This window comes from Fictibacillus sp. S7, from assembly GCF_004127935.1.
In the GTDB taxonomy this organism is placed as follows: domain Bacteria; phylum Bacillota; class Bacilli; order Bacillales; family Fictibacillaceae; genus Fictibacillus_C; species Fictibacillus_C enclensis.
The window spans coordinates 1,099,004-1,125,526 of the sequence record NZ_QJKL01000001.1; the positions used below are offsets into that span (position 1 = coordinate 1,099,004).

Annotated in this window: 23 protein-coding genes; 3 read left to right on the top strand and 20 right to left on the bottom strand. The window is 45.6% G+C overall.

Annotated elements, in window-relative coordinates; all coding sequences use genetic code 11:
- Positions 1 to 46: 46 nt before the first annotated feature.
- The 3 genes from DMO16_RS05580 to spoVK are packed head-to-tail and all read right to left on the bottom strand — an operon-like array spanning position 47 to position 3,558.
- Complete coding sequence (locus tag DMO16_RS05580; protein WP_061969625.1) at positions 47 to 1,312, bottom strand: aminotransferase class I/II-fold pyridoxal phosphate-dependent enzyme; 1,266 nt, start codon at positions 1,310 to 1,312, stop codon at positions 47 to 49.
- A 12-nt stretch (positions 1,313 to 1,324) separates the two neighbouring features.
- Positions 1,325 to 2,563, bottom strand: a complete 1,239-nt coding sequence (gene hflX, locus DMO16_RS05585; protein WP_129475904.1) for a GTPase HflX — start codon at positions 2,561 to 2,563, stop codon at positions 1,325 to 1,327.
- Between the two features lie 41 nt (positions 2,564 to 2,604).
- Positions 2,605 to 3,558 (bottom strand): stage V sporulation protein K, encoded by a 954-nt coding sequence (gene spoVK / locus DMO16_RS05590; protein WP_129475906.1) that lies wholly within the window; start codon positions 3,556 to 3,558, stop codon positions 2,605 to 2,607.
- A 276-nt stretch (positions 3,559 to 3,834) separates the two neighbouring features.
- On the opposite strand from spoVK, the gene DMO16_RS05595 reads away from it, so the two are divergent.
- A complete protein-coding gene (locus DMO16_RS05595) occupies positions 3,835 to 4,482 on the top strand; it encodes a YitT family protein (RefSeq protein ID WP_206738064.1) in 648 nt (215 codons plus the stop codon).
- 105 nt (positions 4,483 to 4,587) lie between these two features.
- Here the strand turns inward: DMO16_RS05595 and DMO16_RS05600 are convergent, their stop codons facing one another.
- A complete protein-coding gene (locus DMO16_RS05600; RefSeq protein WP_129475910.1) occupies positions 4,588 to 5,163 on the bottom strand; it encodes a YhcN/YlaJ family sporulation lipoprotein in 576 nt (191 codons plus the stop codon).
- A gap of 129 nt (positions 5,164 to 5,292) precedes the next feature.
- Between DMO16_RS05600 and DMO16_RS05605 the strand changes: the two genes are divergently transcribed.
- Positions 5,293 to 6,270 carry a tyrosine-type recombinase/integrase gene (locus tag DMO16_RS05605; RefSeq protein WP_129475912.1) on the top strand — a complete coding sequence of 326 codons (978 nt, stop codon included), beginning with the start codon at positions 5,293 to 5,295 and terminating at the stop codon, positions 6,268 to 6,270.
- Between the two features lie 57 nt (positions 6,271 to 6,327).
- On the opposite strand, the gene hfq is transcribed toward DMO16_RS05605, so the two are convergent.
- The 7 genes from hfq to miaB all read right to left on the bottom strand — a co-directional run bounded on the left by hfq (position 6,328) and on the right by miaB (position 15,046).
- Positions 6,328 to 6,555, bottom strand: a complete 228-nt coding sequence (gene hfq / locus DMO16_RS05610; protein WP_061969616.1) for an RNA chaperone Hfq — start codon at positions 6,553 to 6,555, stop codon at positions 6,328 to 6,330.
- Between the two features lie 13 nt (positions 6,556 to 6,568).
- Positions 6,569 to 7,534: a tRNA (adenosine(37)-N6)-dimethylallyltransferase MiaA gene (gene miaA / locus DMO16_RS05615; protein WP_129475914.1), complete on the bottom strand. Its 966-nt coding sequence runs from the start codon at positions 7,532 to 7,534 to the stop codon at positions 6,569 to 6,571.
- Between the two features lie 123 nt (positions 7,535 to 7,657).
- On the bottom strand, positions 7,658 to 9,580 hold the full coding sequence (gene mutL, locus DMO16_RS05620; protein ID WP_129475916.1) for a DNA mismatch repair endonuclease MutL: 1,923 nt from the start codon (positions 9,578 to 9,580) through the stop codon (positions 7,658 to 7,660).
- 13 nt (positions 9,581 to 9,593) lie between these two features.
- The gene (mutS, locus tag DMO16_RS05625; protein ID WP_129475918.1) at positions 9,594 to 12,173 is read right to left on the bottom strand and encodes a DNA mismatch repair protein MutS; all 2,580 of its coding nucleotides are present in this window, start codon (positions 12,171 to 12,173) and stop codon (positions 9,594 to 9,596) included.
- A 130-nt stretch (positions 12,174 to 12,303) separates the two neighbouring features.
- On the bottom strand, positions 12,304 to 12,876 hold the full coding sequence (gene cotE / locus DMO16_RS05630; RefSeq protein ID WP_061969604.1) for an outer spore coat protein CotE: 573 nt from the start codon (positions 12,874 to 12,876) through the stop codon (positions 12,304 to 12,306).
- A gap of 218 nt (positions 12,877 to 13,094) precedes the next feature.
- Positions 13,095 to 13,526, bottom strand: a complete 432-nt coding sequence (locus DMO16_RS05635) for a RicAFT regulatory complex protein RicA family protein (protein ID WP_061969602.1) — start codon at positions 13,524 to 13,526, stop codon at positions 13,095 to 13,097.
- Positions 13,527 to 13,528: 2 nt separating this feature from the next.
- Positions 13,529 to 15,046: a tRNA (N6-isopentenyl adenosine(37)-C2)-methylthiotransferase MiaB gene (gene miaB / locus DMO16_RS05640; protein ID WP_061969599.1), complete on the bottom strand. Its 1,518-nt coding sequence runs from the start codon at positions 15,044 to 15,046 to the stop codon at positions 13,529 to 13,531.
- A gap of 188 nt (positions 15,047 to 15,234) precedes the next feature.
- Between miaB and DMO16_RS05645 the strand changes: the two genes are divergently transcribed.
- A complete protein-coding gene (locus tag DMO16_RS05645; protein ID WP_129475923.1) occupies positions 15,235 to 16,434 on the top strand; it encodes an MFS transporter in 1,200 nt (399 codons plus the stop codon).
- Positions 16,435 to 16,461: 27 nt separating this feature from the next.
- Here DMO16_RS05645 and DMO16_RS05650 read toward each other — a convergent pair whose 3' ends face one another.
- From DMO16_RS05650 to DMO16_RS05690, 9 genes are all read right to left on the bottom strand, one after another.
- Entirely contained in the window at positions 16,462 to 17,328 is an 867-nt protein-coding gene (locus DMO16_RS05650) for a 2-oxoacid:ferredoxin oxidoreductase subunit beta (RefSeq protein ID WP_129475925.1), read from the bottom strand.
- Positions 17,329 to 19,065, bottom strand: a complete 1,737-nt coding sequence (locus tag DMO16_RS05655; protein WP_129475927.1) for a 2-oxoacid:acceptor oxidoreductase subunit alpha — start codon at positions 19,063 to 19,065, stop codon at positions 17,329 to 17,331.
- A 289-nt stretch (positions 19,066 to 19,354) separates the two neighbouring features.
- A complete protein-coding gene (spoVS, locus tag DMO16_RS05660) occupies positions 19,355 to 19,615 on the bottom strand; it encodes a stage V sporulation protein SpoVS (RefSeq protein ID WP_010193268.1) in 261 nt (86 codons plus the stop codon).
- 132 nt (positions 19,616 to 19,747) lie between these two features.
- Positions 19,748 to 20,542, bottom strand: coding sequence for a TIGR00282 family metallophosphoesterase (locus tag DMO16_RS05665; RefSeq protein ID WP_129475929.1), 795 nt, complete (start codon positions 20,540 to 20,542; stop codon positions 19,748 to 19,750).
- A 60-nt stretch (positions 20,543 to 20,602) separates the two neighbouring features.
- Entirely contained in the window at positions 20,603 to 22,171 is a 1,569-nt protein-coding gene (gene rny, locus DMO16_RS05670; RefSeq protein WP_061969584.1) for a ribonuclease Y, read from the bottom strand.
- 310 nt (positions 22,172 to 22,481) lie between these two features.
- Positions 22,482 to 23,534: a recombinase RecA gene (recA, locus tag DMO16_RS05675; RefSeq protein WP_061969581.1), complete on the bottom strand. Its 1,053-nt coding sequence runs from the start codon at positions 23,532 to 23,534 to the stop codon at positions 22,482 to 22,484.
- Positions 23,535 to 23,657: 123 nt separating this feature from the next.
- The gene (locus DMO16_RS05680; protein ID WP_129475931.1) at positions 23,658 to 24,899 is read right to left on the bottom strand and encodes a competence/damage-inducible protein A; all 1,242 of its coding nucleotides are present in this window, start codon (positions 24,897 to 24,899) and stop codon (positions 23,658 to 23,660) included.
- 85 nt (positions 24,900 to 24,984) lie between these two features.
- Positions 24,985 to 25,563 carry a CDP-diacylglycerol--glycerol-3-phosphate 3-phosphatidyltransferase gene (gene pgsA / locus DMO16_RS05685; RefSeq protein ID WP_129475933.1) on the bottom strand — a complete coding sequence of 193 codons (579 nt, stop codon included), beginning with the start codon at positions 25,561 to 25,563 and terminating at the stop codon, positions 24,985 to 24,987.
- A gap of 47 nt (positions 25,564 to 25,610) precedes the next feature.
- Positions 25,611 to 26,504, bottom strand: a complete 894-nt coding sequence (locus tag DMO16_RS05690; RefSeq protein WP_164988865.1) for a helix-turn-helix domain-containing protein — start codon at positions 26,502 to 26,504, stop codon at positions 25,611 to 25,613.
- Positions 26,505 to 26,523 lie beyond the last annotated feature (19 nt).

Sequence of the window (26,523 nt, forward strand, 5' to 3'; positions counted from 1 at the left end):
GTGAGAAGAAATAACATAAAATTATCAAAAAATATTTTATATTCGTTTAATGGAGCAGATTTTGTTCCATTAATTGGTCGATAGCCGTCAAAATGGCAATTTTGACATGCTCATAAGTAAGGCCACCCTGAACATAGGCGATGTATGGCGGACGGATCGGTCCATCAGCCGTAAGTTCAATGCTCGCTCCTTGGATAAAGGTTCCTGCGGCCATGATTACATCATGTTCATAGCCGGGCATATATCCGGGATAAGGAACGGCATGGGCATTGACCGGTGAAACAAGCTGAATCGCCTGGCAAAACGCCACCATTCGTTTTTCATCATTAAATTTAACAGACTGAATCAAGTCGGTACGCTTTGAATTCCATGCCGGATTGGTCTCCATTCCGAGACTTTCAAGAAGAGCTGCTGTAAAAACCGCTCCTTTTAACGCCTGTGCGGTAACGTGTGGTGCCAAAAAGAAACCTTGGTACATTTCAAGCAGGCTGTATAAAGAAGCGCCTGCTTCCGCTCCTATTCCTGGTGACGTGAGCCGGTATGAACACCGTTCCACCAGTTCTTTCTTTCCTGCTATGTATCCGCCCGTCTTGGCAAGCCCGCCGCCCGGGTTCTTGATCAGTGAACCCGCAATGAGATCCGCTCCAACTTCGCACGGCTCCTTTTCTTCTACAAACTCTCCATAGCAATTATCCACGAACACCACTACATCGGGCTTGATTTTTTTTACGAATGAAATCATCTCCCGGATTTCTTCAATTGTAAAAGATGGCCGATCCGCATATCCTTTTGATCGCTGGATACCTATCATGCGCGTTTTGCCATGAATAGCATTTCGAATCACTTCAAAATCCGGACGTCCCGATGGAGTCAGCTCGGTATGCTGGTAGGTAATACCATACTCTTTTAACGAACCGGTCCCTTTTCCGCGAATCCCCACAATTTCTTCAAGTGTGTCATACGGCTTTCCGGTGATATAGAGAAGCTCGTCCCCCGGCAGCAAAACACCAAATAAGGACAGGGAAATGGCGTGAGTGCCCGAGATGATCTGCGGCCGTACGAGCGCTGCTTCGCCTCCGAATACCTGGGCATACACCTTTTCGAGCGTATCCCGGCCGGCATCGTCATATCCATACCCGGTGGAGGGAGTGAAATGAAAATCACTCACCTTTTGTTCTCTGAAGCTTTTTAACACTTTTAACTGATTGAATTCGGCGGTCTGCTGAATCTTCTCGTGCTGATCGCAAATTTTTTCTTCTGTGGCTCTTGTTAAGCTTTGTAATCTTTCTCCGTTTTGGAACTGTGAAAACATGTGGTGCTCCTTTTATTGTAATTTCGCGGATGGCAAGGCATAGCCTTTACATTCATACGCTTGATTTTCTTCTTCAAACTTTTGCTCCATTAATATGGTCGTTGTTTTCAGCATGGACAGCGTTTTGCCTTCTGAAGCCGGAACAAAAATATGATAGTAATCCATTTGCTTTTTTATTTCTGTTTCGATGACTTCTTTTAAGCGCTGCACATCCTCCGTCTCAAAGGCAGAGATGGATATGGATGTTGCAGCAGCCGGAATAAAGCCTTCATTAAATTGATCCTTCTTATTAAATACAGTCACCATGGGAATGGATGCGGCTCCCAATTCCTTTAAGATTGACAGCACCGTTTCTTCATGCTGTCCGCGGTCTTCGCTCGAACCGTCGATAACATGGATGAGCACATCCGCTTCTTTTACTTCTTCAAGTGTCGAACGAAACGCAGCAATCAGCGAAGTGGGCAAGTCCTGAATGAATCCTACGGTGTCGGTGACAAGCACCTGCAATCCCGAAGGAAGACGCATTTTTCTTGTTAATGGATCAAGAGTGGCAAACAGCAGGTCTTCTTCATAGCTGTCTGCCTGCGTCAATCCGTTGAACAGCGTGGATTTACCCGCGTTAGTATAGCCGACCAGAGCTGCTTGTATGGCCTGGTTTTCCTTCCGCCTTTCTCTGTACCGTTCCCGGTGGTGAACGATATCTTCCAGCTGGCGTTTAATATCGGTAATCTTCGTGCGGATATGCCGCCTGTCCTGTTCAAGCTTAGTTTCCCCGGGACCTCTGGTGCCGATACCGCCCCCAAGACGCGACAAAGACGCACCAATACCGGCAAGCCTTGGCAGGATGTATTGCAGCTGGGCCAGTTCGACCTGCAGCTTACCTTCCCTGGAGCGTGCACGGGTGGCGAAAATGTCGAGGATCAGCTGTGTGCGGTCAATGATCCGTGCTTCAAAGTAACGGGACAAATTCCGGTTTTGCGCCGGTGTAAGCTCATCATTGAAAATAATAAGATCGGCCTCCAGCTCTTCTTCAAGAGCTACAATCTCTTCAATCTTCCCTTTCCCGATGAAGGTGGACGCGTCGTATCTTTCCCTTTTTTGGGTAACCGTGGCCACAGCTTGTCCCTGAGCTGTTTTGGTCAAGGACTCCAGCTCTTCCATGGAATAAAAAAATCGCTCGTCGGTTTGCCCTGGCAGCTGGCAGCCAACGAGGATGGCTTTCTCTTGTTGAGAATGCGTAGTATCTTCCAAAAAATCGACCTGCTTTCGTTTTTTATGATACGTTCATCATATCAAATTCCTTGTTTCTCTTCCAGATGCAGGTCATCTGCCATGAGTGTCATCAATGATTTTTTGTCCGTCCGTTCCTCTTTTAACAACCGGACCGATTGTTTTCTCACCGCTTTTTCAATAATGTTGCGGATGTACCTTCCATTTGAAAAGGACTTTTCACCGGCCGCACACACGCGCTGCAGGTGCTGCCGCAGCTTCCACTCCGAATCTTTGGCCATGATATACTGCCGTTCGGCAACCATTTTCCGGGAGATTTCCATGAGTTCATCAACCGAGTAATCGGGGAACGTGACCATGATTGGAAATCGTGACGGCAAACCTGGATTCAGTTTCAGGAATCGGTCCATCTCTCCCGAATAACCGGCAAGAATCAGAATAAAATCATGCTGCTGGTCTTCCATCGCTTTTACAAGGGTATCAATCGCTTCTTTCCCAAAATCCTTTTCGCCGCCGCGGGCGAGCGAATAGGCTTCATCAATAAACAAAATCCCGCCCATCGCCTTTTTTAGCAGATCTCTTGTTTTCTGGGCGGTATGACCGATATATTCTCCGACTAGATCGGCACGCTCCACTTCAATCAGATGCCCCTTTGAAAGAACATTCATTTCCAGAAACAGGTTTCCAAGCAAACGGGCTACCGTCGTCTTTCCTGTTCCCGGATTTCCCTTAAACATCATGTGAAGCACTTGTTTTTCAACCTTCAGCCCTTGATTTTCTCTGCATTTATTCACATAAAGCCACGCATAGATTTCCTTAATGAAATTCTTCAGTTCCTCCATGCCAACCAACGACGACATTTCCTGTTCCATTTTTTTTAACGGAAGATGCTTTTCAAGCTGCCGCCCTTCCTTTGGTGCAGAAACAGGCGCGTCTTCCACTTTCTCTCTTTCTGTATTCTGATTCAGGATAATGTTGATCTGGGTCTTCTTTTTAAATGTCATGGAATCATGCAAGAGATTCACCTCTCTTTAGCTGTCTAGAATTAATATACGCATGACATTGTTTATGGGTGACAAATGCCTATCTTTTCCTGCCCTCATTCTAATGTATTCTTGAGAGTGGCAATTATACGGGCTTGGAGAACAACTCGGAATCCCTTAATCTTTATAATTAATTTCGTATTTTTATACAACAAAAACGCTATAAATGTTCAGATAAACAGTATTTTCAGAAATTTCAATGTATATTTAAACGAAAAATTGTATTGACTAATATTTCTAGCTATCTTATTGTTGAAATTAGTTGCGAATAAAGGAACGATGAAAATGTATTTTATCAAAAAGGCTTTACTAGTGATTACCGGATTGTTTTTAACCGCTTTCGGGACAAAGCTGCTGACCATTTCCCATCTCACGTTTGGGGGCACAGCTGGCATCTCTACTTTATTAACCTTTTCAACGGGGATTTCCTGGGGCGTTTGGTTTTTTATGATTAACCTTCCCTTCTTTATTTTATCGGTAAAAAGATTGGGAATATTGTTTTCTGTTTATACATTGCTTTGCATCTCTCTGATTTCCATCCTCAGCGGCTTTTTGAAGATTGCTCCGACAAATGGTGTCCATCCGATATTTATTGCTGTTGCAGCTGGATTGATCATTGGAAGCGGAGTGGTGCTCGTCCTCAATAACGGAGCTTCACTTGGAGGCATCCACATTTTGGCCGTTTATATGGATCAGCATCTTTCCATCAATCGCGGAAAGACACTGTTCATTACCGATTTTCTTATTGTTTTGTCCGCCTCATTGATGGTTGGAATAGTGAACGCACTCTATTCCGTGATCACCATAACGATTGCAAGTTTCCTTGCCGGTAAGTTCAAACCGCAGCAGGGGGCTAAATCGGACGAAAATAATATTCCGGTCGAAGCTTCTCTTTAATCGAAAAATCCCTAAAGTTTTTCTATAATTGACAAAAACCCCTCAAACTTTTTTGAAAAAGTTTAGGGGTTTTTGTCATTTTCTGCGCTTCTCCGGGAAATAGTTTTATTCGTACACTTGCCTCCCCTGATTGTTGCGCTTCATCCGGTCCATATCTTTTTGTTCGTTTTTCTTTGCCTGATTGGACGGCGGGACAATTTTGCCGATTAAAATCCCCAGCCTATTGTAAACATCATCCGTATTCAGCGTATCGCCATCATCAATTTTGCGCTGAATCCCCCTCATTTCCTTAATAAGTGCGGGATCAGCTGTAATCGCAGCATTCTTTCCGTGCTCATTACCCTTGATGCTCTGGTAGACCTTCAGCCGCAACCGGTCCTTTTGTTCCTGAGAAAGTTGTTTCTCGGGCGTAATTCCTACGAGTGTATAAATGCCGCTCACAATGACATCTGCCTGTTTTACCCCTGACACGGTTACTGCCAGATCATGAATTTCCTTCGCATTTTTCGCCTCATAGTTTTTTTCATTCACATTGGGAGCATCATTTTGGGAGTTCGGCAATTTCTTCATGTTGACCTTCGTTGGAGCCTTGTAGTTTTTATCTTGGTTCAGATCCAGTTCTTGTTCTGAACAGCCCGAAATCATGATCACCGCTCCAATGACTAGCAAATAGTTTCGCATGGAATAACCCTCTCTTTTTCATTGTTAGGGTTAGTGTTCAATCTTCCACATGCAAATATTCATTTTGTTAATATGTGCCCTTGGAGGTAAGTATTGGTATAATGAAAAAAACGCCATACGGAGGTTGCTATGTTTCCGCTTATCGATTCCTTGCCGAACTATTCGGCTGTTTATTTAGAAGCATTGGAGAAGAAAGGCAGACAGGAAAGTACCATCAGGCGATATTTTTATGATGTGAATGACTTTTTGGCATGGATGCGTGTCGTCAAAAAAGAGGACAGCTTTTCAGCCTTTCAGTCACTGCAAACCAGAGACTTTCAATTGTATTTTGATTTTTTAATGAACGAGCGCCGCTATTCGCTTCGCACTCTTCAGCGTGTACTGACAGTGCTCAAGCAGCTCGTCCAGTTTCAGATCGCTTTAGGGAACCTTTCTTTCAATCCGGTAAACGGCGTTCAAATCGGTCCTAAGGATGATCCTTTTTTTACGGAAGAGGACTTTATCACAAAGGAAGAGCTCCAGCGGCTGTTTGAAACCGTGCGTTCGTATGAGGGCTTAACGGAAAATCAGCAAAAATACCGTCACATGCTGATCGACCGCAACCAGTCGATTATTACGCTGCTTGCCTACTATGGATTAACGCTGCATGAGCTCACATCACTCAGAATGAAACATATCAACTTCACAAAAGGGTATGTTCATGTTCCGTCAGAAACGAGCCTTACCCGAGACATACCATTAGAGAAAAATAACCAGATGTTGCTTTATTCCTATTATGAGACCATCCCACAGGCCGTTCGTCCGGCATGGTATTCCAACGACCACTTCCTGGCTGCTTTTGACTATCAGCGGGGAACCTACCGCTGGGTATACAAAACACGTTCCCCAAAACCGCTCACCCAGATTGCGGTACAAAAAATGATCCGGCTTGAAATCCAAAGATCCGGTTTGCGCAAGGGGATATCGGCGCAGCATCTGAGGAGAACGTGCATTCTGAATGATGTAAAGGCAGGACTTGATTTTGAAATCATGAAAACCAAATACGGATTCAAATCTCCCCTAAGCCTCCGCCGATACTATGATTATCTTCAGGCCATACCAACATAAAAAAACCTTGCTGAACGTTCAGCAAGGTTTTTTTTCAGTTCCCAACGTACCTATGTATCAATTTTCAGCCGGCAGCTCCACCGGACGATGAGGTGTGAAAGTTGAGATGGCATGTTTGTATATTAAGTGTTGTTTTCCTTCTGATTCCAGGATGACCGTAAAGTTATCGAACCCTTTCACCAGCCCTTTAAGTTGAAAACCATTTAGTAAATATACAGTCACATAGATATTTTCTCGTCGTAATTGGTTCAAATACTGATCCTGGATATTGATCGCTTGCTTCATGTATACGTCCTCCTCATTTGCCATTAGAATAGTCATTCGACAAGTTCTTTTCTTTTCCTTCTACAAATAATCTGATTTCATTAAATTTCTCGTAAAAGTTTAAAGCGGACATATCAAACCATTGAACATCCATTTGATTTCTGAACCAGGTGTACTGGCGCTTGGCATATCGTCTAGAATTCCGCTTCAGAAGTTCGACAGCTTCTTCTAACGTCATACGCCCATCAAGATATTCATAGATCTCTTTATAGCCGATTGCCTGAACCGATTGGCAGTCCCGGACCCCTTCTCGATATAAACGCTCCGCTTCTGCCAAGAGTCCCTGGGACATCATTTGATCCACACGTTCATTGATTCGTTTATACAACAGGCTGCGTTCCATCGAAAGTCCGATTAAGCGTAAATCGTAAGGACTCTCTTGAGATTGTTCCTGCTCCTTGAGGGTCTCTGTCATCGTTTTTCCTGTTACATGATAGATTTCAAGCGCACGGATTACCCTTCTCACATTGTTTGGATGGATGCGAGTTGCACTCTCCGGATCTTTTTCCTGCAAAATGGCGTATAGCCAGTCCGCGCCTTTTTCTGAATGCAGATCCTCAAGCTTTTTGCGGTAATGTTCATCGCCGGATGCGGTTGAAAACATATATTTATGGGTGACCGAACGGATATACAACCCGGTGCCCCCGACAATAATGGGCAATTTACCGCGCTTGTTGATATCCGTAATACAGGTTTTAGCCCGATCCTGGAATTCTGCCGCAGAAAAAGAATCACATGGATCTTTTATATCAATCAGGTGATGCGGAATACCTTCCATCTCATCTTTTGAAATTTTCGCCGTCCCGATGTCCATGCCCCTGTAGATCTGCATGGAATCCCCGCTGATCACCTCACCGTTCAACGCTTTAGCCAGTTCTATTCCGGTTTTTGTTTTACCGACCGCCGTGGGACCGACAATTACAATCAATCGTTCTTTCATAAAAACTCCTATCAATCATCAATTGATTTTAACTCTGTTTCTTCCTATCATATACGAAAACTCACAAAAAACCAAAATGGTAAAAAACCGGTGCCTTTATAAATGAAGCACCGGTTTTTGGGATTACATGACGCGCTTAAACATCTTTTCCATTTCATAGGTTGAAAAGTGCACGATGATTGGCCGGCCATGTGGACATGTATAAGGATCTTCACTCTTTCGGAGTGTCTCAAGCAGCGAGAATATTTCATCATTGCGCAGATGATGATTGGCTTTAATGGAGCCTTTGCACGACATCATAATCGCTGCTTTTTCACGTAATTTTTTAATATCCGCCTTTTTATCTTTTAATACCTGACCGATAAGGTCTTCAATGCTTTCCTGTTCATAGCCTGAAGGAAACCATTGAGGGTGAGCTTTAACAATGAATGTACCCAATCCGAAGGGTTCAAGAAAAACACCCACCTGCTCAAGAGCTTCAAGGTTGTCATTAATCGTCAGCGCTTCTTTGCTTGTAAACTGAAAGGTTAGCGGGATCATCAGCTCCTGCAGCTCTGATGCGACCTGTCCTACTTTTTCTCTGAAAAATTCATATTTGATCCGTTCCTGTGCCGCATGCTGGTCGATAAGATACATGCCTTCTTCATTCTGAGCAATGATATAGGTTCCATGCATTTGCCCGATCGGATACATGACAGGGATTTTTTCAATCTTTTCCTCCGGTTGTTCCTTTGGCTTTACCACTGGTTCCGGTTCAAATGAGGGTGCTTCTTCCTGTATAAATGGTTCTTCAAGGATGTCTGCTTCTGAAGCCTTTTCCACCTTAGAAATGGAGTCGAATGCCGGGATTGTGGCCGGCTGGACCGGGCTGAAACCTGCTGGTTCTTCCTGCAGCTTTGCAGTTCCGTTCCATACTTGAGCCTTTTTTGGAGCATCTGCTTCTTCAGTGATGGTGTTCGTGTTCTCCGGAGAAGATAACCGGTGTTCGAACGAAAAGGATCCTTGTTCTGAGTAATCCTTTTGCGGTTTCTGTTCAATCCTCACCGGTTCGGGAATCAGCCTGAGGGACCGGAGTACGTTTCTCACTTCTTCTTCAATGAGACCGGTGAGCTCCGGTTCTTTGCTCAACCTGGCTTCCAGCTTGGAAGGATGAACGTTTACATCAATAATGGACGGGTCCATTGTGATGGACAGAGAAACAACCGGATGCCTGCCAATCGGCAAGAGTGTATGATACGCCTGCTGGATGGCACGCTGGACATTGTAATTTTTGATATATCGGCCGTTCATGAACAAGGAAACATAATTTCTTGAAGCTCTTGTTATTTCCGGTTTTGCAATATAACCATTGATTTCATAGTCCAGGGATTTGGCGGACACCGGGACCATGTTTCTGGCAACGTTCATTCCGTAAACGGCTGCGATGACATTTAACACATTCCCGTTGCCATTCGTGTTTAATATATCGCGTCCATTATGGCGCAGTCGGAATGAGACTTCCGGATGGCCCATCGCCAGCCGGTTGATCACATCTGAAATGTTTCCAAGCTCTGTATTGATCGTCTTCATGTGCTTCAGTCTGGCCGGTGTATTATAAAATAAATGGCGGACGGTAATGTCAGTTCCTTTTCTCGCGTTAGTGGAAGAAAGAGACTGAACCTCTCCATTTACCAGCACCAGTGTTGTCCCCGGTCCATTTCCTGTTCCTGTACTCATTTCCATATGGGAAACAGAAGCGATGGAGGGCAACGCTTCTCCACGAAAGCCCATTGTGCGGATCTGAAACAGGTCCTGCTCTTCTTTTATTTTACTCGTGGCGTGCCGGCTGAAGGCAAGCTTGCAGTCCTCGGGTTCAATGCCGTCCCCATTGTCAATGATCCGAATGAGAGAGAGTCCTCCCTCTTCCAGTTCGATTTCAATGCGGGTAGAGTGCGCATCGATTGAATTTTCCACAAGTTCCTTCACGACTGATGCAGGACGCTCAACGACCTCACCCGCCGCAATTTTATTAGATAGGTGATCGTCCAGTTGGATAATTTTTCCCACTTGATCGTCTCCTTTATTTTACTTTCTTTTGCAGGTTAAACAACGCATTCATTGCATCGAGAGGTGTCATCTCCAAGAGATTAAGAGATTTCAACTCTTGCTCCACCACTGAAGTTTCCCTCTTTTTGCTGGAATGGGGTTCTTCAGCAAACAGGCTTAGCTGGGTGTCCTCTTCCGCTACCTTATCAATCTCTTTTACTGCTTTTTTAGGAGAATGGTCGAAGGATTCGAAATCCAGCAAAATTTCTTTCGCCCGTTCGATGACGCCTGTTGGCAATTCTGCCAGCTGCGCGACATGAATACCAAAGCTTTTGTCGGCTTGGCCATCGATAACTTTATGAAGGAACACCAATTTCCCTTGCTCCTCAATCGCTGACACATACACGTTTTTCAATGAATCAAGTTCGGATTCCAGTACGGTCAATTCATGATAATGGGTGGAAAACAGCGTCTTGGCTCCGATATGGTGATGAATGTATTCAACGATGGACTGTGCCAGGGCCATTCCGTCATAGGTAGATGTTCCTCTTCCGATTTCATCCAGCAGAATGAGGCTTTCTCTCGTTGCTTTTTTCAAGGCGTACCGCGTTTCAAGCATTTCCACCATAAATGTACTTTGTCCGCCTACCAGGTCATCCGCCGCTCCAATCCGGGTGAAAATTTGGTCGAAAAGCGGGAGCTCTGCCTGATCGGCTGGTACGAAGCAGCCGATCTGCATCATGATGGCGGTCAATGCCAGCTGTCTCATGTACGTGCTTTTCCCGGCCATGTTCGGTCCTGTTATCAGCAGCATGGACCGATCGGAGTTTAAACTGATATCATTGGGCACGTACTCTTGGGCGTCCATCACCTTTTCCACCACCGGATGGCGGCCGTTGATGATTTCCACGTGGTTGGAATCTGAAATAACCGGCTTCACATAGCGCTGCTCCTCACTGACTGTGGCAAACGCCTGAAGGACGTCAATTTCACTAAGCTGTTTGGCCAACTCCTGAAGGGACTGGATATAGCCTTTTACGTGTTCTCTTACCTGTAAAAACAAATCATATTCGAGCGCAACCATCTTTTCCTCAGCTTCAAGAATAAGACGCTCTTTTTCTTTAAGATCCGGTGTAACAAACCGCTCAGCATTGGCAAGCGTCTGCTTTCGCTCATAGCGGCCTTCCGGGATCAGCGAAAGGTTGGACCGGGTAACTTCTATAAAATATCCAAAGATCCGGTTGTAGCCGATCTTTAGAGATTTGATTCCCGTTTCATTTCGTTCTCTTTGTTCAAGGGAAGCAATCCATGCTTTTCCGTTCACACTGGCATCCCGATATGTATCCAGTTCTTCATGGTAACCATCTTTAATGATTCCTCCTTCTTTGATAGAGAGAGGGGGATCGTCATGCAGCGAACGCTCAAGATAGTCAAATAAATCTTCGTGCAAATCCATCTTATATGAAATCTCGAGGCTGTATGGATTTTTCAGCTGTGAAAGACTCTGTTTGATTCCCGGCACGCTTCCAAGCGTATGCTTTAATTGAATCAGGTCGCGTGCTGTAATGTTCCCGAACGACACTTTTCCTGCCAGCCGCTCCAGGTCATACACTTTTTTTAGCTGGTCGCGAAGCTCCTGCCGGACGAAAAATTCCTGCATCAGTTCTTCCACTACCCCAAGCCGCTGTTTGATCCGTTCTGGTATAAGCAGAGGCTGTTCAATCCATTGTTTCAGTCTTCGGCTTCCCATCCCTGTTACTGTACGGTCAAGAAGCCATAACAAAGAACCTTTCTTGCCTTTTGCCCTGTTCGTTTCCACCAGCTCCAGGTTTCGTTTCGAGAAGCTGTCTAGCTTCATGTATTCATTAAGATGCTGAACACTGACCGGCTGAATATGATCCAATGCCCGTTTTTGGGTGTGCAGCAAATAGTGAAACAAACGTCCGCATGCTTCCTTCAGAAGCGGACTTTCATTTTCCCCGAGTAAATGCGCAAAGGGATCGGGTACTTCCCCCTCATCCTGAATGGAGCTTGTGATCTGATAACGAAGCCGGAGTGGTTCGGCAATCTCTTCATAAACCGGAGCCGACGATATAACTTCCCGTGCATGAAGGGCTTGTACCTCCTGAAGCAGCATAGTGGAGTCTCCCCTGAACTGATAGCCTTTCAGTTCACCGGTGGACAAGTCATTCAACACAATGCTGTATTCTTCCTCGCCGCAGGCAACCGCGGCGATAAAATTATTTTCCGTTTCTTTGAGAAGGTTGTGATCCATGACCGTTCCCGGTGTAATGATTTGGATCACTTCCCGTTTCACGACTCCTTTTGCTTCTTTCGGGTCTTCCACCTGCTCGCAGATGGCCACTTTATGGCCTGCTTCCACGAGCTGTTTAATATAGTTGGCGGCAGAATGGTGGGGCACGCCGCACATTGGAATGCGGTCGGACGTTCCGCCGTCTCTGCTTGTCAGTGTAATTTCAAGGAACTGAGATGCCTTCACCGCATCCTCAAAGAACATTTCATAAAAATCACCGAGCCTGAAAAATAAAAAAGCGTCCCGGTGCGACGATTTGATTTTTAAATACTGCTGCATCATGGGAGTATATTGGGCCATGCTTTCACCTAACTTCTAAGTACTTTTTACAATAGTTCATTATAGCATAGTACGATTGCGAAGACTCAAGAAAACAAATCCTTTCCCACAATAAAAAAGCAAGGAAGAAGGCCCCTTCTTCCTTGTGCTTTTATTCCTCCAGTTCGCCCATGAAGAACTGGTCGATATCTTCAACATCCTCATCGTCGAGCCCGTAATCCCAATCCTTATCTTCCCACTCATCTGGCTTGGCATCGGAGTTTACATAAACACATACCTTCGTTTCGCCAATCACATCACACACAAATTCCCGTTCACACTGAATGACCATACGGCTGCCGTTCGGTGAAATGGTGCATTCGAGCGTGTTCGGGGCCTGAATGCAGCGTGCAGAAACATCAAGGTCCTTGCCCGTGGCATGTTCATCTTTTGTACTCAGAATAATTTCATCCTTATAGCCCACGGTTTCCGTGCATACTTCCGTTTTCGTGTTATTGTTGTATGAATACCAAATGTTTACATCATATCTGCCTTCCACTGTCACGCTGTCATCCGCCGACCTGGTAGCTTTAAAGGTATGATTGATGATCCAGCTTCCCAGAATGCTCGTCGGTTTATGACTCGGAGTGATCGTATGTGTTGACTGAGAGAATTTCCGTCCCTTGCCGCATACAGCTTTGCAGATTATCTCTCTGTAATTCAGATCTTGATCTATGTTCGCCATAGACTTAACCCCTCCTCTTCCAATCTTCATTTCATCCTATGCAGGGCGAATGACTAGTGTGCTAACTATTTTTTTATGAATCCGTTAATACAGTTTATGTAAGATGCCCAGATGGTGACCTGTTTTTTAAAATTTTTATATTAATAATACGGTACGTGAAATTTAAAAAAGCATAAAAAAAAGACCAAGAGAATGTCAGATTCTCCTGGTCTTGTGCCTTAATGGCATCCGCAGCTGCCGCTTGCGCAGCTTTCAGCTGATCCGGTGGTTCCTTTTAACTGGTCTCCGCCGGTCGATTCGATGATCTCGTCGGTAACTGTATTGGAAATCGTATGAGACACCATCTGTAATATGTCATTCACATCCGCTTGTGACTGCTTGAATTCCTGAACAACCGGAATGCTGTCCATTTCTGCCATAAGGGAGTCAATCTTGGCTTCCATTTCTTTATGTGCTTCATGCTTGCCATAATGCTGAAGATTGACGGCTTCTTTTTGTAATTGTTTAATCCGGGCAACCAATGTAGATACATTGCTGTTTTCATTAATTTGCTGTTCCGCCCTTTTGAAAAAATCCACTTCTTCGGTTTGAGCAATCATTTCCGCCAATTCTTTTGCTTTGTCTAAAATATCACTTTTTGTATAGCTCATCCTTAAACCACTCCCGCCTTTTCGTCTGCTAGATCACCGCTTAATGTCCATGTTTTTGCATCCGTAATATGGACTTTAACAATCTTTCCAATCAAATGCTTCGGCCCTCTGAAGTTTACTACTTTATTGGAGGCCGTATGACCGGACAGGACTTCCGGATTCTTCTTGCTTTCCCCTTCAACGAGTACCTCGACCACCGTGTCAAGATAAGCCTGGTTTTTGCGGAGGGAAATTTCATTCAGGACGGCATTCAAACGCTGCAGTCTGTCCTTTTTCACTTCATGCGGCACATTATCCTTCATCTTCGCTGCAGGTGTCCCCTCCCTTGGTGAGTAGATGAACGAATAGGCTGCGTCAAATTCCACTTCTTTTACAAGAGATAAGGTGTCCTGAAACTGTTCTTCAGTTTCGTTTGGAAACCCGACAATAATGTCTGTCGTAAATGAAGCATTCGGGATCGCATTCTTGATTTTGCCCGCCAGCTCAAGGAAATGTTCACGGGTGTATTTTCTGGCCATGAGCTTTAAAATATCACTGTTCCCGTGCTGGACTGGCAGGTGAATATGTTCTACAAGGTTTCCTCCCTTGGCGAGCACTTCGATCAGATGGTCATCAAAGTCACGGGGATGACTGGTAGTAAACCGGACTCTCGGGATATCGATTTTACGGATTTCATCCATAAGATCGCCGAGGCCGTATTCTATGTCCTCAAAGTCTTTACCATACGCATTGACGTTCTGCCCGAGCAGTGTGACTTCCTGATAGCCGTTCCGGGCCAGGTGCCTTACTTCCTCGATAATATCCTCCGGACGGCGGCTTCGTTCCTTTCCTCGGGTATACGGAACGATGCAGTACGTACAGAACTTGTCACAGCCGTACATGATGTTGACCCATCCCTGAATGTTGCCTTTGCGCACACGCGGGAGGTTCTCTACGATATCTCCCTCTTTGGACCACACTTCCACGACACGCTCTTTGGAAAAGTAGGCTTCTTTTACAATTTGAGGCAGTCTGTGGATGTTATGGGTACCGAATATCATGTCCACCTGATCATACGTTTTAAGAAGCTTGTTCACGACTGATTCTTCCTGGGACATGCAGCCGCACACTCCGATTAAAAGATCGGGATTTTCAACCTTCATCGGTTTTAAGTGGCCCAGTTCACCAAACACTTTGTTTTCCGCATTTTCCCGGATGGCACAGGTGTTCAGCAAAATCAAGTCAGCTTCCTTCATGTCTGTTGTTGCTTCATAACTCATATCGGACAGGATGCCGGCCATGACCTCGGTGTCATGTTCATTCATCTGGCAGCCGTATGTTCTGATATAGAATTTTTTGCCGGCACCGATTTTTTTCAAGTCTTCATCGACGGCAAAATCTTTTACGATGTTAATTTGTTCTTTTCCGCGTTTCTTCGCGTCCTTCAATGACGGAGGCTGATAGGTTGTCTGAAAATAGCTGGCATAATCCTTCGTCGTTTTTTCTTTATCTTTCGCAGGTGTTGATCCTGGTTGATTCACTGCAATTCCTCCCTAAACGTTCTGGGGCCGTTTCTTTCATAACTTTAATATTATAACAGACTTCCCGCTCAAAAGGAATGTTTGCCATGGTAATGCTCTTGTATTTAACCATACTTATATTTCACTTTATTAATAAATAAGAGTAAAATAGAATCAGAAACTTTGCAAACGAAAGAGATGATGGTTTTATGTACTGGAAACGCTCCCTATGGATCCTCTGGCCGGCCAATTTTCTCATTGCGGCCGGCATGAGTCTGATCATCCCCTTCTTACCCCTTTATATCGAAAAGCTTGGCGTTCATAACCTCCAGCAGGTGGAGCATTGGACCGGCTGGATTTTTTCAGCCCAATTTATTACCTCTTTCTTGTTTCAGCCGCTCTGGGGCTCGCTTGCCGACCGCTACGGACGTAAAGCCATGCTCATCCGCTCTGCGACCGGAATGGGAGCTATTACTGCATTGATGGGCTTTGCCACCGGGCCGGGCCAGCTGTTGATTCTTCGCCTGATCAACGGTTTGTTTTCGGGCTTTATTTCCATGAGCATCTCCCTTCAAGCCTCCGTTACGCCTGATGAGCACGCCGGCAAATCACTGGGCACCCTGCAAACGGGCCAGATCGTCGGAACCCTTGTCGGTCCTTTAATCGGTGGCTTTTTATCGGAAGTGTTCGGCTTTGAAGGCGTCTTTTTCGTAACGGGCGGGCTCACTTTGATCGCCGGCCTGGTCGTCCTGTTTCTCATTCATGAAGATGTAACGGTGAAAACGAAAAAGGGTCAAAAGCAGAAAAAGAAAAAGGAATACAAAGCATTGCGACCGCTTTTTCCTGTTTTTATTGCGGCTGCCATTACTCAGCTCGCCATGATGAGCATTCAGCCGATCATCACACTTTACACGAGAACGATTTATCACGGCCAGCATCTAACCCTGATTGTTGGTTTGATCAGTGCGGTAACCGGGATCGCCAACCTCATTGGTTCACCCATACTGGGAAGGATCGGTGATAAAATCGGCCAGCGAAAGGTGCTCATTTTCTCTCTGATCATGGCCACCCTCGCTTTTCTGCCGCAAGTCCTGGCCACCAACGTCAAGGTGCTTCTTGCGGGAAGGTTTCTGCTCGGCCTCTTTATCGGTGGGATGATTCCTTCGTTAAATATACTTGTAAAAAAACTCGCTCCCGCTCATCTTCAGGCGACAGCATTCGGTCTCAGTTCATCGGCACGCTTTCTCGGAAATCTGCTGGGCCCGCTGCTCGGCACCTTTATTGCAGCCACCTATAATATTAAAGACATCTTTTACATTACGATGATCTTTCTCTTGATCAACATGGTTTCCATCGCAAGAAACAAAAAGCTCCGTCTGGCGCTTTCACAGCAAAAAAAGGCATCCTGAACATGGTTCAGGATGCCTTTTCTTTTTTTACATAAATTCCGCGAGCAACTCATTGAATTTCTGCTCATCCATTTTGAGGTCAGCATGAGCGAGTGCGTCTTGGCTGTAGCCGTGAGCCAATTCCTGGTAGGATGGCTTCTGTGTGTTTTGATAGATGATTCCCTTGACCAGTCCGTCATGCTCCATTAAGGTTTGCATGGCCTTCATACGGTTGGAAGAATCATATCCTTCGATCGTATCAAGACTGATTAAGTGCTCTTTAAACCAGTCATACGTGTTCACTTTATTGTATGTCACACAAGGCGAGAATACATTAATCAGGGAGAACCCTTTGTGCTCGATACCTTTTTGAATAATCGCAGTCAATTCTTTTAAATCACTGGAAAAGCTCTGTGCAACAAAAGTGGCGCCTGCGGTAAGGGCAAGCTCCATGATTCCGATGGCTGATTCCACAGAACCCTCTGGTGTACTTTTCGTCTTAAAGCCTTCAGCAGATCGCGGAGACGTTTGCCCTTTGGTTAATCCGTAAATTTGATTGTCCATAACGATGTACGTGACATCAATGTTTCGGCGGATGGCATGAACGGTATGGCCCATACCGATGGCAAATCCATCGCCGTCACCACCGGAAGCAATAACGGTCAGGTCACGGTTTGCCATTTTAACGCCCTGAGCAATCGGCAGCACGCGTCCATGGATGCCATGGAAGCCATAGGATTTGATATAACCGGAAATACGTCCGGAACAGCCGATGCCGGAAATGACGGCGAGATCATCCGGCTCAAGACCCACGTTGGCTGCTGCCCGCTGTATGGATGCCTGAACGGAGAAATCTCCGCAGCCGGGACACCAATTCGGTTTTACTGAGTTTCTGAATTCTTTAAACGTCGCCACTTAAACCAGCTCCTTGCATTTATTGAAAACTTCCGATGGAAGGAAAGGATTACCATCATATTTCAAGATGCTTTCAATCTTTTCGTGTGATCCAAGGTTCATCTTGAGAATGTTGGCAAGCTGACCTGTTGCGTTATTTTCGATAACAGCTACTTTTTTCGCTGAATCCACCAATTCTTTCATTTCTTTAAGCGGGAACGGATGAATCAGGCGAAGGTGTGCATGGTTCACCTTATGTCCTTCTGCTTCCAGACGAGGAATGATTTCTTCAATCACACCCCGGGTGGAATTAAAACCAACGAGCAGCAGGTCGGCTTCCTCGTTCGGCGTGTATTTAACGACTGGTGTATTGAATGTTAAATTCTTAAGCTTTCTCAAGCGTTTATCCATTTGCTTCAGGCGGTTGGCTGCCACCTCGGAAGGCTTGCCCGTCTCATCGTGCTCTACCCCGGTTACGTGATGAATACCGTTTTTCATCCCAGGGATGACACGCGGCGAAACGCCTGATTCTGTTACTTCATATCGTTTGAAATAACCGCCTTCCACTTCCGGAAGCTCAGCGTTCAGGTCCAGTGCGCCGCGGCGAATTTCCACTTTTCCAAAGTCAAGCGGTTCAACGGACTGCTTGCCGAGTGAAAGCTGAAGATCGGTCAAAAGAATAACAGGACATTGATATTCTTCGGCAATATTTAGTGCTTCCACTGCATCATAAAAGGCTTCCTCTGCGGTACTTGGCGCCATAACGACCTTTGGAATTTCACCATGAGTACCGTAAATCATAGCCATCAAGTCGGACTGTTCCTGTTTGGTAGGAAGTCCTGTACTCGGGCCTCCGCGCTGCGTATCGACGATTACGAGCGGCGTTTCGGTCATGCCGGCAAGACCGATAGATTCCATCATGAGGGACAAACCTGGTCCTGCAGAAGAAGTAACTGTACGAACACCGGCATAGTTCGCGCCGATTGCCATTGTGGCTGCCGCAATCTCATCCTCTGTCTGAATAACAGTTCCGCCAAACTGGGGAAGCTTTTTAATCAGGTATTCCATAATTTCAGACGCCGGTGTAATCGGATAAGCAGACATGAAACGCACGCCACCTGCCACAAAACCAAGAGCGATCGCATCATTGCCAATCATAAACATCCGTTTTTGACCATCCGCCTTGTTCAACTGGAAGCCTGCAAGAGGTCCGCCGGCTGCCTCCATAAAGTAAGCCGCACCCCTTCGGATGGCTTCCATGTTCTTTTCAACGACTTTAGCGCCTTTTCGTAAAAAGATTTCTTCCACTACTTCGGTATAAGCTTCAGCGGGAAGATCAAGAACCGCACTGGTTGCCCCGATGGCTACCATGTTTTTCATGAGCGATGTTCCGAGCTCATTGGCAATCTCCGTAAACGGCACGGAAAAAAGCCTGACCTTTGATCCTTCTGGTACGACCGGATTGAATTTAGCATCACCGATGACGACACCGCCGTCCCGCATTTCATGTATATTAACATCGATCGTTTCCTGGTCAAATGCGACAAGAATATCCAGATCATCGGAAATCGATCTGGTTTGCTTTGTGCTGACGCGGATTTTATTATTCGTATGGCCGCCTTTAATTCGAGAAGAAAAGTGCCGGTAGCTGTAGAGATAGTATCCAAGCCGGTTTAAGGCCATGGCAAAAATTTCACCGGTACTGTCGATTCCTTCCCCTTGCTGTCCGCCAACTTTCCAGGAAAGTTGATCAATCATGTACTCCACCCCTTCTATTCTTTTCATCCGTATACTCATCCACAGCTTCATTGGAGAAATAAAAATAAATCTCAATGTATAAAAATACGCTCTTTTCCTGTCGAAAATAAGCGCGCTGATTCTTGAGATGGGTATCAGTTTGTGTGTTTAAATATGTACTAAACGCTTACAATTCTAGCTCTATATTCGCAAAAAAGCAAGTATTCTTGGAAATAAATCCAGGACCCTTCCGTGAAAAAGGCCTGTTCACATGAATTCATGAAAACAGGCCAGTCCATGGTTTTTTCAATTATCGAGGTTCCACGATCAACTTGATCGCAGTCCGTTCCTCTCCATCGATCAGAATATCCGTAAAAGCAGGAATACAAATGAGGTCGACTCCGCTGGGTGCTACAAATCCTCGTGCAATGGCTACTGCCTTAACGGCTTGGTTTAATGCACCTGCCCCAATTGCCTGTATTTCAGCCCCTCCACGTTCACGAAGGACTCCGGCAAGCGCACCAGCTACAGAATTAGGGTTGGATTTTGCTGAAACTTTTAATATTTCCATTAATTTGTACCTCCTTAGAGATCTGATACCAATTCTACTATATTCATTGGTAAGAGCCCGTATTCCTGCAGACGGAAAAGTTTCATTCAGATCAATGAGCCTGAGCGTGTATACGGCATGACGATTGGCCTCTTATTCAAAAAACGGGTGGTCATCGTTAATAAGAATCGTCTTGATACTTTTGGCTTTTCCAGTTGCAGGATCACACTCTATTAATACGCCACTTAACTGTTCCCGTCCGGAAGATACTTCAAACCTTACCGGTAAACTGGTAACAAACTTTTTTATCACCGCTTCCCGGTCCATACCAAGGATTCCGTCATAGGGGCCGGTCATGCCGACATCGGTCAAATAAGCCGTTCCTTCCGGCAAGATCCGCTGATCGGCGGTTTGAACGTGTGTGTGGGTTCCGACAACAGCCGTCACCTTGCCATCCAAAAACCATCCCATTGCTTGTTTTTCACTGGTTGCCTCTGCATGGAAGTCCACAAAGATAATAGGCGTCCGTTTGCGCATATCGCGGATCAGCTCTTCGGCTTTTTCAAACGGGCAATCGAGGGGTGGCAGGAAGGTTCTACCCTGCAGATTGATAATACCAACCTCAAGCTGGTTCATCTTTAAAATTGCGGAACCACTGCCCGGTGTCCCCTCCGGAAAGTTGGCCGGACGGACAAGCTGGGGAGTCGTATCAATAATTTCAAAGATCTCTTTATTGTCCCACGCATGGTTGCCAAGGGTAATCGCCTGGGCTCCCGCTTCAAATATTCCTTTTACGATTTTGCCGGTAATTCCTCTGCCATGGGCCGCGTTTTCACCATTTACAATGGTGACAAGCGGCTGGTACTTACGTTTCAGCTTCGGCAGGTACATATCGATCATCTTTCTTCCCGGGGCCCCTACAACATCCCCTATGAATAAAATCTTCATCAGGCTCTCCTTTTTCATTCAACTTCTGCATAAAAACAAAATAAAGTGGTTTTCACCACTTTATTTTGCGTACTCAACTGCTCTTGTTTCCCGAATGACTGTAACTTTAATATGTCCCGGATAATCCAGTTCATTTTCAATTTTTTTCGTAATATCGCGTGCCAGACGGTAAGAAGCCACATCATCGATTAAATCAGGTTTAACCATGATTCGGATTTCTCTTCCTGCCTGAATGGCGAAAGATTTTTCCACGCCGTCGAAGGATTCGGAGATCTCTTCGAGTTTTTCCAAACGGCGAATGTACGTTTCAAGCGTTTCACGGCGTGCGCCCGGCCTTGCTGCCGATAATGCATCAGCTGCGGCTACAAGCGTCGCAATGATGGACGTTGGTTCTGTATCACCATGGTGGGATGCAATTGAATTGATCACCACTGGATGTTCTTTGTACTTTGTCGCCAATTCCACGCCGATATCCACGTGGCTGCCTTCCACTTCATGGTCAATGGCTTTTCCGATGTCATGAAGCAAGCCTGCACGGCGAGCCAAATGAACATCTTCTCCAATTTCTGCAGCCATCAGCCCGGTAAGGTAGGCCACTTCCGTTGAATGCTTCAACACGTTCTGACCATAGCTTGTACGATATTTCAATCGGCCTAAAATCTTTATCAAGTCAGGGTGAAGGCCATGAACACCTATTTCAAATGTAGTCTGTTCACCGACTTCACGGATGTATTCATCCACTTCACGGCGGGATTTCTCCACCATTTCTTCAATGCGCGCCGGGTGAATCCTTCCATCCTGGACCAGCTTATCAAGCGCCAGACGGGCAATTTCCCGACGGATCGGGTCGAATCCTGAAAGAATGACCGCTTCAGGTGTATCATCGATGATCAAATCAATACCTGTGAGCGTTTCCAGTGTTCGGATGTTTCGCCCTTCACGCCCGATGATCCGACCCTTCATCTCATCATTTGGCAGGTTAACGACGGAAACCGTCGTTTCAGCAACGTGGTCAGCCGCACAGCGTTGGATCGCCAGAGAAAGAATTTCTTTCGCTTTCTTGTCTCCTTCTTCCTTGGCACGGTTTTCCATATCTTTCACCATCATAGCCATTTCGTGTGAAACTTCGTTTTCCACTTCTCCCATGATGATCAGCTTTGCTTCTTCACGTGTAAAGCCGGATATGCGTTCCAATTCTTTTTGCTGCTCTCTGAGCAGCTCCTCCACTTTGCTTTCAATCTCTTCAATTTGTCGTTGTTTTTTGGTGAGAGACTCCTCGCGTTTTTCCAATGATTCCTCTTTTTTATCAAGAGTCTCACTTTTTCTGTCCAGAATCTCTTCTTTTTGAACCAATCGTTGTTCTTGTCTTTGAAGCTCATTTCTGCGATCTCGAATTTCGCGCTCTGCTTCTGTTCTGAGCTTATGGATTTCATCTTTTGCTTCAAGCAGCGCTTCCTTCTTGCTGGCTTCACCGTCTCGTTTTGCATCTTCGACGATTTGGGCTGCAGCATTTTCAGCGCTCGAAATTTTCGCTTCGGCGATCTTTTTCCTAACAAGATATCCGACAACTGCACCGACACCTGCTGAGACAAGCAAACTGGAGATGAAGACAATAAATGTTGTTTCCATGTTTCCACCTCCTCTTGCTATCTACTTTTTGTACTGGGTCATAAGCATCATTCGTGTAACAAAGTGTTGTGCACTAGTCATGCCATTCTCAATTTTAAGCTCATATCATTTAATTTCGAGTGAAATCAAAGTATATCTCCATTTTATAAACTACAGCCCGTTATGTCAAGAGATGTCAAATCACCTATAATAAATCTTCCTTATGAAATTGGCAAGTTTTAATTCCTTCCAATCTTCAAAATCTGCACACGACGGTTTTTAACATACTGCAAAAAAAGGCCGTACATTCGGGATGTACGGCCTTCGGGTGCTATTCGGTTAGCTCAAATTCCTCTTCTTCTTCCGGCCGGGCAGCAGCATCAACGGTGTTGACTTCCCCACCCAATTGATAATAGCTTCTGATTTGGGTGATGATTTCTTCCGCCACTTCTTCATTTTCTTTTAAGAATTGCTTGGAGTTCTCTCTGCCCTGGCCGAGACGGTCTCCATCAAAGGAGTACCAGGCGCCGCTCTTTTGAACCACGTCAATATCGGAACCAATATCAAGGATTTCCCCTTCTCTTGAAATCCCTTCGCCGTACATAATGTCCACCTCTGCCTGTTTAAACGGAGGTGCAACCTTGTTTTTAACCACTTTGATTCTTGTTTTATTCCCTACCATATCGGTTCCCTGCTTGAGGGTTTCCGCACGGCGGACTTCAAGACGGACAGAAGAATAAAACTTAAGCGCGCGTCCACCCGGAGTGGTTTCAGGGTTTCCGAACATAACGCCCACTTTTTCACGAATCTGGTTGATAAACACCGCGATGGTTTTGGATTTGCTGATTGCTCCGGAAAGCTTACGCAAAGCCTGGGACATCAATCTTGCCTGAAGACCCACATGGGAATCTCCCATTTCGCCTTCAATCTCTGCTTTTGGCACAAGAGCCGCAACAGAGTCAATGATCAGAATATCCACTGCACCGCTTCGGACTAGGGCTTCAGCAATTTCAAGCGCCTGTTCGCCTGTATCCGGCTGTGACAGCAGAAGCTCATCGATGTTTACGCCAAGTTTTTGGGCATACACCGGGTCAAGGGCATGCTCCGCATCAATAAAAGCAGCTTGTCCGCCGTTTTTCTGGACTTCAGCAATCGCATGAAGCGCAACGGTTGTTTTACCGGAAGATTCAGGTCCGTAAACTTCAATGATTCTTCCCCGTGGATATCCGCCTACACCAAGCGCGATATCAAGCGCCAAAGATCCGCTCGAGATGGTGGAGACTCTCTGTTCAGCCTGCTCGCCAAGTTTCATGATGGAACCTTTTCCGAATTGCTTTTCGATCTGGCGCAAGGCCATGTCAAGTGCCGCTTTGCGGTCGCTCATGTAATCACTCCTCAAATTTATATCATTGCACATGTAAGTACAAAATGATGTCATTTCCTATAGTTCTATTTTACTTCTTTTTTGCTCATTTGCCAATCTTTTTGCGAACATTTATTCGATTTTTTATTGACCTTTCTTGACCTTTGTCAACAAAAAGAACAATCCGTGCTTTACCGACCGCTCTCTTATGCTTGCCCGTGAGCCGGAGAGGCTGAGCGAAAATACCTCTGTTCCGTTCTTGTCCGACAAACCGATAAAAACGGTTCCCGGCTCCTTGCCTTCACTTTTATCCGGTCCTGCCACCCCGGTAAAACTGATGCCGATATCCGAACCAGTCAGCTTTCGGATGTTATCCGCCATTTGTTTAGCCGTGTCAGGACTTACAGCTCCATGGGATGCGAGAACGTCCGGGCTGACATCGAGCAGCTTTTCTTTCATCTCATTGCTGTAGCAAACCACAGAACCTTTGTAGAATGCTGAACTGCCGGGCAGCTCGGTCATCTGCTGCCCGAACCAACCGCCAGTAAGGCTCTCGGCAGAAGAAACGGTCAGGTTGCTGCTTTTTAAATATTCTGCTGTTGTTTCTGTCAGACTTGTTTCACCATATCCGTACAAAAATTCACCAACCCGCTCGTTAATGCGTTCTTCAAGCAGGTCCAGCTGAATTTGTGCCATATGTATATCTTTGAATTTGGCAGACAGTCTCAGGGTGACTTCATGACTGCCGGCGAGCGGCGCTACGGTCGGGTTGGTCTGCTCATCGATAATGTCCTGCAGTGTGGCTTCTAGGAGCGACTCACCAATGCCAAAAAAACGGAGGACTCTCGATACGATCGGTTCCACGCCAGGAAGCTTGGCGGTGAGATAGGTGATACCGAAATTCCTGAACATCGGGCGCATTTCCTTTGGCGGTCCCGGAAGAAGCATATACGTTATTCCATCCGCTTCAAGGGCCATGCCCGGCGCCATTCCGTTTTTGTTGGGCAGCACATCTGCCCCTTCAAGCACAAGCGCCTGTTTTCTGTTATTTTCGGTCATCGTTCTTCCTGTTCTCTTGTAATAGATCTCGATTCCTTCCATTGCTTCCACATCATACACCAGTTGTTTTCCCAAAACCGCAGCAATGGTTTCTTTGGTTAAATCATCTTTTGTCGGTCCGAGACCGCCGGTGAAAATGATCAGATTGGATCTCGTCTGAGCGTTCTTGATAACCGTTTCCAAACGTCCCGGATTATCACCCACTACGGAATGGTAAAAAACATTGATTCCGGCCTCAGCCAGTTCCGATGAAATAAATTGGGCATTGGTGTTTGCGATCTGTCCTAAAAGAAGCTCGCTTCCGACAGCAATAATTTCTGCATTCATTCGCGTATTCCCCCGTATTAATGTGGTATAAACTTTCGGTCTAATAAAAAAACAGGAGAATGATATGGTTCTCCTGTTCATGCTGTTATTTTGATTTTAGCATAACTTCTTTGTTTTGAATAAAATATTCCCACCCTGAATAAAGGGTAATCAGTGTAGCAGCCCACATGCTGATTTGGGCAAAAGGTATCCCGATCCATGCAAACGGAATATTGTGCAATAGCAAGGCAGATATGGCAATAATCTGGATCCATGTCTTCAGTTTCCCCATCTGGCTTGCTGCGATGACTGCCCCTTCTGCCGCTGCCACAAGACGGATGCCGGTGACGGCGAATTCACGGCTGAGGATAATGATGACCATCCAGGCCGGTGCGTAACCAAGCTGGACAAGCGCCACAAACGCAGCAGTTACGAGCAATTTATCCGCCAGAGGATCCAAAAATTTTCCGAAATTGGTCACCAGGCCGAGCTTGCGGGCGTAGTAGCCGTCCACCCAATCGGTACAGGAGGCAACAATAAAGATCAGAGCAGCCACCAAATGAGTGACCGGTAGATCCACGCCCATCCATGTGACAGTCCCCCATTCGAAACCGGTTAGTAGCACAATCATGAAGACTGGGATTAAAAAAATACGTGAAATAGTAATTTTATTTGGCAAATTCATTTTCTTTCCTCCAATTTTGACAGCGCGTACACGGCGTTACCTGTAGATTATTGTTTGCTGAAAGCCGTGTTTTTAATGACAATTCTCTGGTGGATCCCACGTTTTTCGGTAGGAATCGGGTAGGAGAACGGTTTACCATTAATCGTTAACTTCGCAAAATTGGCGGCTCCGATATTCAGTTCAACCTCTTTTTTACCGGTTAAATCATACTTGGCGGTATCTCCTTTTTTAAACATCTTGCTTGCCAGTTGTTTTGAATCTGCTTTTACATCCATATATACAGGTCCGTTCATTTTAAAGGCAATCTCGAATGCATCCGCTTCCTTGAGTTCGTATGTAGTGGTAATTCCCCGAGTGCCTTTTTTTACCAGAACTGCTTCTTTCTTTTCAGGTTGCTTTTGCTCTTTCGGTTTTTCCGGTGTTTTCTTTTCCGGTTCTTTCTTTTCTTCCTTTGCCTTTTCCGCACTGTCTTTTTCTGCGTTTTTGCTATTATCGATCTCTACAGACGCGGGATTCGAGCCATTAGAATTGCCGTTGGCTCCTGAGTCACGATTGGCAAGATATGCCCAAACGCCGACAAGGACAGCAAGAATTACGACAGAAACCAGCATTATGGGAAGCCAGGTTTTAAAAACAGATTCTCCGCCATCAAGCGACTGCTTGTTTCGTTCCGAACGTGGAATAAACTCCGTTGGCTCCTTTTCGGCTTTTGGGATTTCAGATTCAAACCGTTCGAATACGTCTTCATAATTCAACCCGACGGTTTCGCTGTAATTTTTTATAAACGCTCTGGCATAGAAGGAACCTGGCAGGACTTCATACCGCCCTTCCTCAATCGCCTGCAGGTAACGTTTTTGAATTTTAGTTTCCGTTTGGAGCTGTTCAAGGGAAAATCCTTTTTCCTCCCTGTTCTCTCGCAAAAAATTTCCTAGTTCAGTCAAGTTTACCACCTTCCACTAA